The following is a 15201-nucleotide window of genomic DNA, read 5'->3' on the forward strand; positions in this document are numbered from 1 at the left end:
CGATGGCGGGTGCGGTCACGTCGGCCGGTTCGCCGGGGTGTCGTCGTTCCGGGGGAAGGTTCCGGGGGAAGGTGTTCATCACGGAGCCGTCCTGCACAGAGGGCGGTGGTGCCCGGGACGGGGCGGTGCCTGGTCGTGGCCGGAGGTGGTCGCCGCGGGTCGAATCACCACCGTGCCGTCCTGTACCGGGCGGCATCCGTCCGGGGCGGGTCGGCGACCGGCGACACGTGAGTGCCGTCGCATGAGCTGATTCATCCCGTCGCACCCGTGCGCCAGTCCGCCTCGTCCAGCGCGAGTCGGCGGTCGATCTCTGCGCGCGGCGGCATGGCCGGTACGTCGTCCCGGGTCCGCAGCGCCGCGGAGGCCGCCAAGTGCCCGAGGCGCAGCCGGGACCGTTCGTCGCGGTGCTCCAGTACCGCCGCGAGGTAGCCGGCCGCGAAGGCGTCGCCCGCACCGACCGGTTCGACCACCCGGGTGGGCAGCGCGGGGACGAAGGTCCGGGTGCCGTCGGCGTACGAGGTCGCCCCGTGCTCGGCGTCCTTGACCACGACCAGCGGCGCCGGAGCGAGCAACTCCCCTATGTCGTCCGGGCGGGCGGTGCCCCACAGCGCCTCGGCCTCGTCCCGTCCGACGAACACGATGTCGGCGGCGCGGGCGAGGGTCAGCAGGCTCTTCGCGGCGTCCGCGGTGCCGCCCCGCCACAGCGCGGGGCGGTGGTTGACGTCGAAGGAGACGACCGGCCCGTCGGGCCCCGAGCCGAGGACGCGGTCGACCAGGATCGTCTCCAGCAGCCGGGCGCAGCTGTCGGAGAGCGCCGCCGCGACGCCCGACAGGTGGACGACGCGGGCGTGGTGCAGCGCGGGCAGCCGGGTCAGGTCCGGTCCCATCAGGGTGGCGGCCGATCCACCGCGGTAGTAGTGGGTACGGGTGCCGTCCGGTCCCGGGTCCTTGAAGTAGACGCCGGTCGGGCGGGACGGATCGGTCTCGACGTCCGTCACGTCCACGCCCCGCGCGGTGAGTTCGGCCAGGACGCGGCGCGCGAACGGATCGTCGCCCAGGCGGCTCAGCCACGCGACACGGTGACCGAGACCGTCGCTCGGGACGCGGACGGTGTCGTCACCGTCGGCGGTATCGACGTGAAGACGCTCGCCGAGCAGCACGGCACTCCGGCCTACGTTCTCGACGAGGCCGATTTCCGGGAGCGGGCCCGGGCCTGGCGTACCGCGTTCGGGCACGACGCCGACGTCTTCTACGCCGGCAAGGCGTTCCTGTCCCGTGCCGTCGTGCGGTGGTTGCACGAGGAGGGGCTCAATCTTGATGTGTGCTCCGGTGGTGAGCTCGTCACCGCCCTCTCCGCCGGGATGCCCGCCGACCGCATCGCCTTCCACGGCAACAACAAGTCCACGGACGAGATCCACCGGGCCATCGACGCCGGTGTCGGGCGGATCGTTCTCGACTCCTTCCAGGAGATCGTGCGGGTCGCCCACATCGCGCAGTCCCTCGGCAAGCGGCAGCGTGTGCAGATCCGGATCACCGTGGGCGTGGAGGCGCACACCCATGAGTTCATCGCCACCGCCCACGAGGACCAGAAGTTCGGGATTCCGCTCGCCGGTGGGCAGGCCGCCGAAGCCGTGCGCCGTGCCCTTCAGCTCGACGGGCTCGAACTCATCGGGATTCACAGCCACATCGGGTCGCAGATCTTCGACATGTCCGGGTTCGAGGTCGCGGCCCACCGGGTTGTCGGGCTGCTGAAGGACATCCGGGACGAGCATGGGGTGGAACTGCCCGAGATCGACCTCGGTGGTGGGCTCGGGATCGCCTACACCAGCGACGACGATCCCCGCGAGCCGCACGAGATCGCCAAGGCGCTCACCGAGATCGTCACCCGCGAGTGCGACTCCGCGAAGCTGCGGACCCCTCGTATCTCCGTCGAGCCCGGGCGCGCCATCGTCGGGCCGACCGCCTTCACGCTCTACGAGGTCGGCACCATCAAGCCCCTCGACGGGCTGCGGACGTATGTGTCGGTCGACGGTGGCATGTCCGACAACATCAGGACCGCGCTCTACGACGCCGAGTACAGCGTCGCTCTCGTGTCCCGCCATTCCGACGCCGAGCCCATGCTCGCCCGGGTCGTCGGCAAGCACTGCGAGAGCGGGGACATCGTGGTCAAGGACGCCTTTCTGCCGGGTGACCTGGCACCGGGTGACCTGATCGCCGTACCGGCTACGGGTGCTTACTGCCGTTCCATGGCCAGCAATTACAACCATGTGCTCCGGCCGCCGGTCGTCGCCGTGAAGGATGGGGAGTCGCGGGTCATCGTCCGCCGTGAGACGGAGGACGACCTTCTGCGTCTCGACGTCGGCTGAGATCTTCCACAGAAGAGGAAGCAGGAAAGGGTGGAAGATCTCCGGTCTTCCACCCCCGCAGAAATGAAATCGATGTCTCACGATCCGGACTATGGATAGAAACTCCCGTCCGGTGAGTGAGACTGGTCCAACCGATGACGGTATGAGGAAACGAGGTCGGATGATGCGTACGCGTCCGCTGAAGGTGGCGCTGCTGGGCTGTGGAGTGGTCGGCTCAGAGGTGGCGCGCATCATGACGACGCACGCCGACGACCTCGCCGCCCGCATCGGCGCACCCGTCGAGCTCGCGGGCGTCGCCGTACGGCGGCCCTCCAAGGTCCGCGAAGGCATCGACCCCGCCCTCGTCACCACCGATGCCACGGCACTGGTGAAACGCGGCGACATCGACGTCGTAGTAGAGGTCATCGGGGGGATCGAGCCCGCGCGTTCCCTCATCACCTCCGCCTTCGAGCACGGTGCCTCCGTCGTCTCCGCCAACAAGGCGCTGCTCGCCCAGGACGGTGCCGCGCTGCACGCCGCCGCCGAGCAGCAGGGCAAGGATCTGTACTACGAGGCCGCCGTCGCGGGTGCCATTCCGCTGATCCGGCCGCTGCGCGAGTCCCTCGCCGGCGACAAGGTCAACCGGGTCCTCGGCATCGTCAACGGCACCACCAACTTCATCCTCGACAAGATGGACTCCACGGGGGCGGGTTATCAGGAGGCCCTCGACGAGGCCACCGCCCTCGGGTACGCCGAGGCCGACCCCACCGCCGACGTCGAGGGCTTCGACGCCGCCGCCAAGGCCGCCATCCTCGCCGGAATCGCCTTCCACACGCGCGTGCGTCTCGACGACGTCTACCGCGAGGGCATGACCGAGGTCACCGCCTCCGACTTCGCCTCCGCGAAGAACATGGGCTGCACCATCAAGCTGCTCGCCATTTGCGAGCGGGCCGAGGACGGCGGGTCCGTCACCGCGCGCGTGCACCCCGCGATGATCCCGCTCAGCCACCCGCTCGCCTCCGTACGCGGCGCCTACAACGCCGTGTTCGTCGAGTCCGACGCCTCCGGGCAGCTGATGTTCTACGGCCCCGGAGCGGGCGGCGCCCCCACCGCCTCCGCCGTGCTCGGCGACCTCGTCGCCGTGTGCCGCAACCGGCTCAACGGGACCACCGGGCCCGGCGAGTCGGCGTATGCCGGACTGCCCGTGTCGGGCATGGGCCAGGTCGTCACGCGGTACCACATCAGCCTCGACGTCGCCGACAAACCGGGTGTTCTCGCACAGGTCGCCACCGTGTTCGCCGAGCACGGTGTCTCGATCGATACGGTTCGGCAGCAGGGGAAGGACGGCGAGGCATCCCTCGTCGTCGTCACGCACCGCGCGTCCGACGCCGCCCTGGGCGGGACCGTCGAGGCGTTGCGCAAGCTCGACACCGTGCGGGGTGTCGCCAGCATCATGCGGGTTGAAGGAGAGTAACCAGCAATGACCCACCAGTGGCGCGGAATCATCGAGGAGTACCGGGACCGGCTCCCGGTGTCCGACAGCACGCCGGTCGTCTCCCTCCGCGAGGGCGGCACGCCCCTCGTGCCCGCGCAGGTGCTCTCCGAGCGCACCGGCTGCGAGGTCCACCTCAAGGTGGAGGGCGCCAACCCCACCGGGTCCTTCAAGGACCGCGGTATGACCATGGCCATCACGCGGGCCAAGGAGGAGGGCGCGCAGGCCGTCATCTGCGCCTCCACCGGCAACACGTCGGCCTCCGCCGCCGCCTACGCCGTACGCGCCGGGATGGTCTGTGCCGTCCTCGTGCCGCGCGGCAAGATCGCGCTCGGCAAGATGGGCCAGGCCCTCGTGCACGGCGCGAAGATCCTCCAGGTCGACGGGAACTTCGACGACTGCCTCACCCTCGCGCGCGAGCTGAGCGACAACTACCCTGTGGCGCTGGTGAATTCGGTCAACCCGGTGCGCATCGAGGGCCAGAAGACGGCCGCCTTCGAGATCGTCGACATGCTCGGCGACGCGCCCGACGTCCACGTCCTGCCGGTGGGCAACGCGGGCAACATCACCGCGTACTGGAAGGGCTACAAGGAGTACGCCGGGGACGGGATCGCCGCGAAGACTCCGCGAATGTGGGGCTTCCAGGCGTCCGGTTCCGCGCCCATCGTGCGCGGCGAGATCGTCAAGGACCCCTCGACGATCGCCACCGCGATCCGCATCGGCAACCCCGCGTCCTGGCAGTTCGCGCTGGACGCGCGGGACGAGTCCGGCGGGTTCATCGACGAGGTGACGGACCGTGAGATCCTGCGCGCCTACCGGCTGTTGGCCGCTCAGGAGGGCGTTTTCGTCGAGCCCGCGTCCGCCGCTTCCGTCGCCGGTCTGCTGAAGGCGGCCGAGCAGGGCAAGGTCGACCCGGGCCAGACCATCGTCTGCACGGTCACCGGAAACGGCCTCAAGGACCCCGACTGGGCCGTCGCGGGCGCCCCGCAGCCGGTCACGATCCCGGTCGACGCACCGACGGCCGCCGAGCGCCTCGGTCTGGCGTAAAGCCGCCTGGCGGGTATTCGCCACGGGGGTGCACAGGGGGCTTACGACACGCATCGTGCGCCTCCTGTGCGCCCTATGTCGCCACAGAACCTTCCTTCGATAGGCTGTACCGAACCCGCCCGCCGCATATGCCTGCGCGCATGGCTCGGCACCGCGCCGTCTCCACGGCCCGAGGGTCTTCACGTACCTATCGAATCTCATCGAATGTCTTCGACAGTCACGCAGCTCAAGGAGAGTCATCGAGCGATGGCCGGTCCAGCCTTCCGCGCCGCCGCCGTCCGGGTGCGCGTCCCCGCCACCAGCGCCAACCTCGGCCCGGGCTTCGACGCCTTCGGCCTCTCGCTGGGGCTCTACGACGACGTCGTCGTCCGTGTCGCCGACTCCGGGCTGCTCATCGACATCGCAGGCGAGGGCAGCGAGACCCTCCCGCGCGACGAGAACCACCTCCTCGTACGGTCCCTGCGCACCGCCTTCGACCTCCTCGGCGGACAGCCGCGCGGCCTCGAGATCGTGTGCGCCAACCGCATTCCGCACGGCCGCGGCCTGGGCTCCTCCTCCGCCGCCATCTGCGCCGGCATCGTCGCCGCGCGCGCCGTGACCATAGGCGGGGACTCCCGGCTCGACGACACGGCCCTGCTGGAGCTCGCCACCGAGATCGAGGGCCACCCCGACAACGTGGCGGCCTGTCTGCTGGGCGGCTTCACGCTCTCCTGGATGGACGGCGGAGCCGCGCGGGCGATCAGGATGGACCCGGCCGATTCCATCGTTCCGGTGGTTTTCGTGCCCGGGAAACCGGTGCTCACCGAGACCGCGCGCGGCCTGCTCCCGCGCAGCGTCCCGCACGTCGACGCCGCCGCCAACGCGGGCCGCGCCGCACTGCTCGTCGAGGCCCTCACCCGGCGCCCCGAGCTGCTGCTGCCCGCCACCGAGGACCGCCTGCACCAGGAATACCGCGCTCCGGCGATGCCCGAAAGCGCGGCGCTCGTGGACCGCTTGAGGGCGGACGGAGTCCCGGCCGTGATTTCCGGCGCCGGACCGACCGTGCTGGCACTTGTCGACGCCGACAACGCCGACAAGGTGTCCCACCTCGCCGGTGAGGGCTGGGCCGCCAACCGGCTCGATCTCGACGCACAGGGCGCGTGCGTACTGCCGCTCGCGTCCTCCACCGTCAATTGACTACGTACCGTCGCCGGATTTCGAGAGGGGGAATGTTTGTTGGATCCGGTAGTGTTAATCTCAAGTCTGCACCCGACCCCACCATGGCGAGGTGCTTGTTGTCCCCGTCAGGGACAGACATTCTTCCGGGAGCCTCCCAAGCCGCACTGTGTTTCGTACGTCGTACGCGGGCAGTACCTCGTACGCGGACACTGAGCGGTTCGCCGGGCACGCTCCGGAAGCCGGGCAAGCTCCGGAATTGGTGCGACCAAGCCACGTGACACAGACACTCGGTGCCACTGCTTCGGGAAGCGCCTTCACCAGCAATCTCTTCCGCCGTTGAGGCGGACCACCGCCCCGGCACGGTTCACACAGCAAGAACCGAAGCCGGACAGCACAACCGGTCGCCGAGCCAGACAGGCCGACGTCCGCTCCAGGGAAGGACCCTTCGTGAGCGACACCACCGATCTGATGGGCGCACGTGTCGAGGAGACCGCTGCCGCGCCCGCCACGGACGCCTCCGCGCCTGCCACCGGTGCCGGCTCCCGGCGGCGCCGCGGTACCGGCCTCGACGGCATGGTGCTGGCCGAGCTGCAGCAGGTCGCATCCGGCCTCGGCATCAGGGGCACCGCGCGTATGCGCAAGAGCCAGCTGATCGAGGTCATCAAGGACGCGCAGGCTGGGGGTACCCCCTCTGGGGGAGGGGGTGCTCCGGCCAAGGCCGAGACCGCCACCGAGACCAAGCCGAAGCGCCGCGCCACCTCCAAGACCCGTACGGGCGACGAGGCGGCCGCCCCGGCCGAGCAGAAGGCCGAGAAGGTCGCCGCCGAGAAGGCCGTGGCCCAGCAGCAGATCGAGATTCCCGGCCAACCCGCCAGCGATGACGCCCCTGTTGAGCGCCGTCGTCGCCGTGCCACCGCCGAGGCCGGCAGCCCCGAGACACCCGCCGCCGAGGCGAAGAGCGAGCCGAAGGCCGAGGCGCCCGCCGCCGCGCAGGGCGAGGCCAGGGGCGACGCGGGTGACGACGGCCGTCAGGGCCGCCGTGACCGTCGCGACCGCGACCGCGGTGGCCGTCAGGACCGCCAGGACCGTGACCGCGGCGACCGCCGCAAGGGCGACGAGCAGCAGGGCGGCGGCCAGCAGCAGGCCGGCGGCCGTCAGGACCGGCAGCAGGGTGGTCAGCAGCAGGACCGCCAGCAGCAGAGCGGTGGCCGCCAGGACCGTCAGGACCGGCAGCAGCGCGACAACGGCCCGCAGGACGACGACGACTTCGACGGAGGTCGGCGCGGCCGGCGCGGACGTTACCGGGACCGTCGTGGCCGTCGCGGCCGTGACGAGTTCGGTGGTGGCGCAGCGGGCGAGCCGCAGGTCGCCGACGACGATGTCCTGATCCCCGTCGCGGGCATCCTCGACATCCTCGACAACTACGCGTTCATCCGTACGTCGGGCTACCTGCCGGGCCCGAACGACGTGTACGTCTCGCTCGCCCAGGTCCGTAAGAACGGTCTGCGCAAGGGCGACCACGTCACCGGCGCGGTCCGTCAGCCCAAGGACGGCGAGCGCCGCGAGAAGTTCAACGCGCTGGTCCGCCTCGACTCGGCGAACGGCATGGGTGCCGAATCCGGGCGCGGGCGGCCGGAGTTCAACAAGCTGACGCCGCTGTACCCGCAGGACCGGCTCCGGCTGGAGACCGACCCGGGTGTGCTGACGACCCGCATCATCGACCTCGTCGCGCCGATCGGCAAGGGCCAGCGCGGTCTGATCGTGGCCCCGCCGAAGACCGGCAAGACCATGATCATGCAGGCGATCGCCAACGCGATCACGCACAACAACCCCGAGTGCCACCTGATGGTCGTCCTGGTCGACGAGCGTCCGGAAGAGGTCACGGACATGCAGCGGTCGGTGAAGGGCGAGGTCATCTCCTCGACCTTCGACCGTCCCGCCGAGGACCACACCACGGTCGCCGAGCTCGCCATCGAGCGCGCCAAGCGACTGGTGGAGCTGGGCCACGACGTCGTCGTACTGCTGGACTCGATCACGCGTCTCGGCCGTGCGTACAACCTCGCCGCCCCCGCCTCCGGCCGCATCCTGTCCGGTGGTGTCGACTCCACGGCGCTGTACCCGCCCAAGCGCTTCTTCGGTGCCGCGCGCAACATCGAGGACGGCGGTTCGCTGACCATCCTCGCCACCGCGCTCGTCGACACCGGCTCGCGCATGGACGAGGTCATCTTCGAGGAGTTCAAGGGCACGGGCAACGCCGAGCTGAAGCTCGACCGGAAGCTTGCCGACAAGCGCATCTTCCCCGCGGTGGACGTCGACGCGTCCGGTACCCGTAAGGAAGAGATCCTGCTCGGCAGCGACGAGCTGGCCGTCACCTGGAAGCTGCGCCGGGTGCTGCACGCGCTCGACCAGCAGCAGGCGATCGAGCTGCTCCTCGACAAAATGAAGCAGACGAAGTCGAACGCCGAGTTCCTGCTCCAGATCCAGAAGACCACTCCCGGCAACGGCGACTGAGAACGACTGGTAGCTCGGGCCTGCGCGGTCGTTGTCGGCTGTGACCGACGGTTGTCCAGGCCGCGAGCAGTGTGTGCAAGCGCTCGGCTGGGGTTTCCCAGCCGAGCGTTTTGCGTGGTCGGCAGTTGAACCGGTCGGGGTGCGGTGGACTTGGGCCCGGGGCTGGGTCTGAGCCGCGTGTCGACGGCCGACCGTGGCCGTCGCCTTCGGGGTCGTCTCCCTTGGCGCCTTCGGCGCTGTCGTGGCGGATCTCCCGGCTGATCGCGGAGGGGGTGAGGCCCAATGCCGCGGCGATCGCCCGCACGGCGGCCTTCTCCCGCGCCGGTCGGCCCTCCCGCCTGCGGATTGCCCGCTGGTCAAAGGGCTGGAGCAGGGCCCGTCGCCATCGAACGGTCCGGACGGCGCGTGGCCGGCCGGACCGGCGCCGCTGGATCCGCAGCCGTTCAGCAGGGGATGGACATGGGGCTGTCGCTCTGACGGTCCGGAGAAGGCTGCCAGGTCCAGCGGACGGCTCGGTCGTTGGTCGATGTTCGCTGTCCACTGGTGGTCGGCGGCTTCGCTCGTAGACGGTCCAGGTCCGGAGCAGCATCCCGTTGACCACTCTGCGATGCGCGCACCATTATCCGGGCATGCCCTTGGCGGGTCAATTCATGTCTTTCGACCGCAAAGCGCTGCTGCTCAATCCCCGGCACTCGGCCGGAAATGGACCTATGTCCGCACGGCTTCGGAGTCCCGGTCCATCGGATTTGATCCGGCTTCAGGTGTGACGGGGCATTAACCGACCGGTTCGCCCTCGCTGTACCTTTTGGACTTGCTGAATGGGTTCGCGCGTCCGGTAGGTCCGATATTGCCGCCTTCCTTTAATTCTGCCCCTTAATCGTGAATGCTCCGGTGGCGAGGGCTGCATAGGGGGTCACATCCGATTCGTCGCCCGCTGCCAGACCCTTCTCGCACAGTTGGCCGCCCTTCTCGCGCAGGTCGAGGTAGAAGCGCGTGACCTTGCCGTCCTGCTTGAGGTCGTGGATGCGTTCGTCGATGTAGCCGAGGTCGTTCAAGGTCTTGCGGACCTTGGCGGGCGTGGGCTCCGGGATCGCCTGTAGTGCCTCGATGATGCGCTGTTCGTGCTGGACGCTCGCGCAACGATCGCGCTCGCTCAACTCCGCCCCGGGCTCCGTGGGCGCGCCGGGCTCAACCGGCCCGGTCGGGGGAGTCGCGCCCGGGGTGAGGCTCTGCTCGCCGTCTGAACCTGTCGGTGTCTTGTCGGTCGGTCCGGGCGCGGGCGCGCTCCCGCCGACCGAAGCGCACGGCTGCGCGACCTTGTCGAGCATCGCCACGAATGCCGCCTGCTCGGGGGATGGCGGTGTGGCACTCGCCTTGGGGCCGGCGCTCCCACCTGGCTCACTTTGTGACCCATTTCCAGCCACTTCGCCACTTCCGCAACTGGTAAGCACCAAGGCGGTGAAAGCGGCAGCCGCAAGGGCTCGCCAAGCGGGGGAAGAGGCCTTAATGGGGCCGGGGGTATGTGGCATGCGCGTAGTCTCCGGTCGGCATCCCTCGTTCCGCATGAGTACCCGTACTCATATTCATGATGAGTAATCGACGGCCTTAACGACGTCGAGGGAAAACGGTTTCACGCATTCCGTTTTTAAGGGCTTGTGAAAGCGATCAGGCGTGATCTATGGTCCACAGCGATCACTCAGATCCTTCACATTTTCTACATGGGGGAAATTCGTGCGCAGAATTGCGCTACCGGTATTTGCCGCGCTGTCCATAAGCCTGCTGCTCCCGCAGCAGCCGGCGGGGGCGGCTCCTGCGGGCGTATCGCTCGCCGCGGAGGCCGCAGTCGACGATCCGCCACTGGCGGAGGGCGACTTCCTACAGATCGGTCCCGGCCTGTACTCGACCGATGAACAGTCCTTCGAGATCTACGAGACGGATGTGGCGGACGGCCTCATGAGCCGCAGCCACAGTGTCACCGCTCAGGCCGGCGGCGTCGCCAAGCCGGAGTCGGCACCCGCGTCCCGTCCGGACATGGGCGTCTTCGGCCCGGGCTGGGAAGCCGAGTTCGTAGGGGGCCAGCTCAACCGCAAGCTGGAGCAGAAGGCCAACTCCGTGGTCGTCACCGACCTCGACTCGAAAGTCGCCATCACCTACACGCTACAGAGCAGCGTCGACTACCCGAGTGGTGGCGGCGTCAAGAAGTACGTGACCACCGAAGGCGACAAGTTCACCGAGACCACCAGGTTCGACGAGGCGACCGGTGTCCTGGTGGCCACCGCCTCCGAGGTCGTCAACGTGGCCACGCCGACCGTGGACGAGGACCAGTCCGCCGACACGGATGCCACCGCTGCCATCGGAACCAGCGAGCTGACTCCCGCCTACACATGGAAGCAGGCCGCTCCGGGCGCCGACTCCTGGCGCGTCACCGGTGTGGGCAACGTGGCCGTCGGCAGCCTTTCCACCGCCACCTATGACGCCCAGGGCCGGATCTCCACCGTCCAGGAGGCCGCCGCCGGGGAGACCCCGGCGCAGTCGTTGGCGGTCAAGTACTCGACCGCCACGACGTCCACGAGTGCGGCTCTCGGTGAGTTCGCGGGTCGCGTCAAGGAGATCACCGTCACCACCGGTGCCACGACGCAGACGCTCGCGCGGTACTCCTACGACACTTCGGGTCTGCTGCGTTCGGTGGCCAACCCGGTCGAGGGCACCGAGCCGGTCTCTTCGTACGCCTATGACTCCACCGGGCGGGTCTCCGACGTCACTTCGCCGTCCAACGGCGCCTGGGACCTGTCGTTCCCGGCCGAGTCGGCCGTCCCGAACGTCGAGCCCATCGGTCCCGCGCGTCCGTCCTCCGAGTCGGTCTTCACGGGCGCGGCCGACATCACCAACGAAGCTGCCGTCGCCCCGCCGGCGACGGACTTCATCCCCGGTGAGATCTCGGACCCGCAGGCCTATCCCCGCCACTGCAACCGCGCGACGGACTGGATGTGGTACCTGGAGAGCGGTTGTGCCGCGTGGGCCGCGCACTACGGCTGGCACAAGCCGTACTGGAAGCAGACACCGACCGGGCACTGGGTCGTAGGCATCAACAACGACGGTTGCAGCACGCCGGGTCCCAACATCAGCAAGCCGCGCGGCTTCAACTTCCGCAGCGCTTGCGACATGCACGACTACGGCTACGGCCTGATCGGCAACACGTACAAGGGCTACAAGTACTACCTCGACCGCAACAAGAAGTCGAACGTCGACAACGCCTTCTACACCACGATGAAGACGTACAGCTGCAACGCCTACTTCATCACGAGAAGACCGCTTTGCAAGTCCATCGCCTACGTCTACTACAAGGCCGTGGGCTTGGTGGGCAACCCGAAGAACGGTGCCAACGCGACCTGATCCGTCACCAGGCTTTCTGACGGGCCGCAGCACAACATCCTGACGGGGCAGGTCAGTTGGACGTGATCGGCCCGGGTGGCGGAGACCTCTCGCCATCCGGGCCCATCACGCCTGCCTCCCACAGACATTCCTTCGGGCTGAGTCACGCCCGCTTCTTGTTGGAGCAACATTGAAGAGACCGATATGGGCAGCGGTCGTCACCGTGGTGATGACCGCCGCGGTCGGCGCTGTTCCGGCCCACGCCGCCGCATCGCTCGGCACCCTTGCTGCAACAGCAGCAGAAGCGGCGGACGACCCCGTCGACCAGCCGCTGTACGACGAGACCGCCGACGGCAGTACGGTTCGCGTCAACGTCGTCACGAAGAGCCGCACGGATCTGCCCGCCGCGACGGCCGTCGGCACGATGATGAAGTCCTTCACGACCCTGCCGGTCGTCACCCTCAGGGTCGACCAGGCCGGACTGGATGCGTTGGCGACCCAGTCAGGTGTGGTCAGCGTCACCGAGGACGTGCCGGTGCCGCCGCCGCTGGACGAGGCCGTCCCTCTCACCGGCGCGGATGTGGCCGCCGCGGCGGGCGCGACCGGACAGGGCACCGCGATCGCCATTCTGGACACCGGCATCGACACCAGCCATCCGTATCTGAAGGACCGGGTTGTCGCGGAGGCGTGCGTCTCGCCCGCCGATCCCGACTACTCCGCCACCAGCCTGTGCCCCAACGGGGCTGAGGAACAGGACGGGCTGGGCAGTGCCGATTCCGGGACCGGGCCCTGTGCGACCGTCGTGGGCTGTGATCACGGAACCCACGTGGCCGGGATCGCCGCCGGCGACGGCACGAACCTGACCGGAGCACCCGCTTCCGGGGTGGCTCCCGGTGCGGACCTCGTCTCCGTCCAGATCTTCAGCCAGTTCAACTCCGAGGATTTCTGCGGCGGCCCCGACTACACACCGTGCGTCGGCAGCTTCCCCAGCGCCCAGATCGCAGGGCTGGAAAAGGTCCTGAAGCTGAAGCAGTCCGGCACACCGCTCGTCGCCGCGAACCTCAGCCTCGGCAACGGCCGGTATGCCGCAGCCTGTGACGACGACCCCCGCAAGCAGATCATCGACAGTCTGCTCAACGCCGGGGTGGCGACCGTCGCGGCGGCCGGAAACAACGGCCAGGACGCCGTCAGCGGACCCGCCTGCGTCTCCTCCGCCATCGCGGTCGGCGCCACCACCGCGGACGACGAACTGTCCGCCTTCACCAACCGGGGCCCACTGCTGGACCTCTTCGCACCCGGCACCAGCATCGTCTCCTCCGTACCCGGCGGCGGGTATGCCACAAAGAGCGGCACATCCATGGCCGCGCCGTACGTGGCCGGTGCTTTCGCGGTCCTCCGAGAGGCTTTCCCCGAGACGAGCCTCGCGAGCCTCGAGTCGCTCCTGAAGACCACGGGCAAGCCCATCACCTACACAGGAGCCACCACACCGCGCGTCGACCTCGCCAAGGCGCTCGGTGAAGGAGCCGGCAACATCACCGACTTCAACTGCGACGGGGTCGAGGACATCGCCGTCGCCGACCCCGAGGCCACTGTCGGCGGTGACGCCAAGGCCGGTCTGGTGCGCATCGTCTACGGCGGCGGCAAGGGCACCTTCGAGCTCAACCAGGACCTGGCCGCGGTCCCCGGCGCCGCCGAGGCCAACGACTACTTCGGCGACGCTCTGGCAACCGTCGACTACGACCAGGACGACTGCACCGACCTGGTGGTCTCCACCTCCCGCGAGGACATCGGCACAGCGGCCGACGCCGGCGTCGTCGACGTCGTCTACGGATCCGCGGCCGGCCTCTCCGCCGGCAAGGCATCGATCCGCTACGAGCAGGCCACAGGATCGGGCGACATCCTGGCCGGGACGTCCGAAGCCGGGGACCGCATGGGCGCCGCCCTTGCCGCCGGCCTCACCCTCGCCAAGGAGCCCTACCTGGTCATCGGGGTTCCTGGCGAAGACATCGACGGCAAGACGGATGCCGGCGACGTCTACTATCTGCGCGGCACCGTCAACCGATCGCTGATCCAGGGGAAGTCGGGGATGAACGACGTCCTCGAGGCGGGCGACAAGTTCGGTTCCTCCGTCGCCGCGACGTCCCTGCACGTGGTGATCGGAAGCCCGGGCGAGGGAGTCATTCCCTATCTGAGCGGCCCCAACGCCGCCGAGGTGGTGTCGGGCTCGGTCGACGTGCTGAGCCACGACCTCAACAGCAACGGCGTGCCCACCTTCGTGGGAGCGTCCAGGCAGGCGGCTCCCGGTGATGGCGCCGAGGCGGAGGCCGGTGACCAGTTCGGCGCCGCGGTCGCGGCCGCCGAAGGCACCGTCACCATGGGCACCTTCACCCTTCAAGGCTCCTTCATCGCCATAGGTGTCCCCGGCGAGGACGTGACCTACGCAGGAGCCAACAAGGCCGACGCGGGCCGGGTCGTCGTCCTCACCGCGGTCAACAGCCGCAACCCCGTGGTCGCCAAGACCGACACCGACTACCAGCAGGCTCCTGACGATGTCGTCGGCGCCCCTGAGGCCGGTGACGGTATGGGCGCGCAGGTGGCGTTGACCAGCCTCGGATCCGGGAAGACCACCGCCACCAACCTGCGGATGGCTGTCGGAGTGCCGGGTGAGGACGTCGGCACAGTCGTCGACGCGGGCGCGGTGAGCATCTTCTCCCTGGTCGGAGCACCCGGCGCCAACGACCAATGGATCGAGGCCGGCAACGCCACCGGCATGCCGGGCACCCCGGGCACCTCGTACAAGGCAGGGTCCAGCCTGTACGGCACACCCACTCGCCTGTACATCGGGATGCCCTACGGGCCAGGTGCCTACGGTGCCCTGTACGCGATGCCGTGGGCGAACGCCACCGGCGGCACCGCGCAGCCCGTCATCACCTACGCGCCCGGCACCGGCGGGCTCCCCGCGAGTGGCCTGCGGTTCGGAATGGCGGCACGTTAGCGCAGCGCGCCAGAAATCCTGGGGGCTAATCGGTTCAGCGGTTTTCTGCCAGGCGAACTGACGGTGCGAAGACCGCGGGACATCAGTACCGGTGGTGCGACGCCGAATATCCCGAACCGACGTTGTTGCGGCGGTGCTCGATAAACTCGGCCGGATTCACCAAGCAGTCGGGCGTTGTCGTCGTATGCCCGTCGGAGCCTCGCGTTCTGGGCCACGAGCGAGATCTTCGGCACACCGAAGTCGCCTGGCACCGGTTTCCAGCAGTACGACATCTTCGGCTG

Annotated in this window: 8 protein-coding genes and 1 pseudogene; 7 read left to right on the top strand and 2 right to left on the bottom strand. The window is 68.9% G+C overall.

Annotation, left to right across the window (positions count from 1 at the left end):
* Nucleotides 1-251: 251 nt before the first annotated feature.
* Nucleotides 252-1160, bottom strand: coding sequence for a sugar kinase (locus tag ACNFOC_RS09805; protein WP_416958694.1), 909 nt, complete (start codon nt 1158-1160; stop codon nt 252-254).
* Here ACNFOC_RS09805 and lysA point away from each other — a divergent pair.
* The 5 genes and pseudogenes from lysA to rho all read left to right on the top strand — a co-directional run.
* Nucleotides 1086-2366 (top strand): annotated as a pseudogene (lysA, locus tag ACNFOC_RS09810) (diaminopimelate decarboxylase); the annotation flags it as partial. The gene ACNFOC_RS09805 and the pseudogene lysA sit on opposite strands and share 75 nt — an antisense overlap.
* Before the next feature lie 160 nt (nt 2367-2526).
* Entirely contained in the window at nt 2527-3819 is a 1293-nt protein-coding gene (locus ACNFOC_RS09815; protein ID WP_416958695.1) for a homoserine dehydrogenase, read from the top strand.
* Between the two features lie 6 nt (nt 3820-3825).
* Nucleotides 3826-4884, top strand: a complete 1059-nt coding sequence (gene thrC, locus ACNFOC_RS09820; protein ID WP_416958696.1) for a threonine synthase — start codon at nt 3826-3828, stop codon at nt 4882-4884.
* Nucleotides 4885-5130: 246 nt separating this feature from the next.
* Nucleotides 5131-6060, top strand: a complete 930-nt coding sequence (gene thrB, locus ACNFOC_RS09825) for a homoserine kinase (RefSeq protein WP_365309631.1) — start codon at nt 5131-5133, stop codon at nt 6058-6060.
* 429 nt (nt 6061-6489) lie between these two features.
* A complete protein-coding gene (gene rho / locus ACNFOC_RS09830; RefSeq protein WP_416958697.1) occupies nt 6490-8553 on the top strand; it encodes a transcription termination factor Rho in 2064 nt (687 codons plus the stop codon).
* A gap of 860 nt (nt 8554-9413) precedes the next feature.
* Here rho and ACNFOC_RS09835 read toward each other — a convergent pair.
* Nucleotides 9414-9887: a hypothetical protein gene (locus ACNFOC_RS09835; RefSeq protein WP_416958698.1), complete on the bottom strand. Its 474-nt coding sequence runs from the start codon at nt 9885-9887 to the stop codon at nt 9414-9416.
* A gap of 397 nt (nt 9888-10284) precedes the next feature.
* Here ACNFOC_RS09835 and ACNFOC_RS09840 point away from each other — a divergent pair, with 397 nt between their 5' ends.
* Together ACNFOC_RS09840 and ACNFOC_RS09845 are read left to right on the top strand one after the other, a co-directional pair.
* Nucleotides 10285-11946, top strand: a complete 1662-nt coding sequence (locus ACNFOC_RS09840) for a phospholipase A2 (protein WP_416958699.1) — start codon at nt 10285-10287, stop codon at nt 11944-11946.
* 169 nt (nt 11947-12115) lie between these two features.
* The gene (locus ACNFOC_RS09845; protein ID WP_416958700.1) at nt 12116-14920 is read left to right on the top strand and encodes a S8 family peptidase; all 2805 of its coding nucleotides are present in this window, start codon (nt 12116-12118) and stop codon (nt 14918-14920) included.
* The last annotated feature ends 281 nt before the right edge of the window (nt 14921-15201 follow it).

The organism is Streptomyces colwelliae (genome assembly GCF_048158785.1).
Lineage (GTDB): Bacteria > Actinomycetota > Actinomycetes > Streptomycetales > Streptomycetaceae > Streptomyces.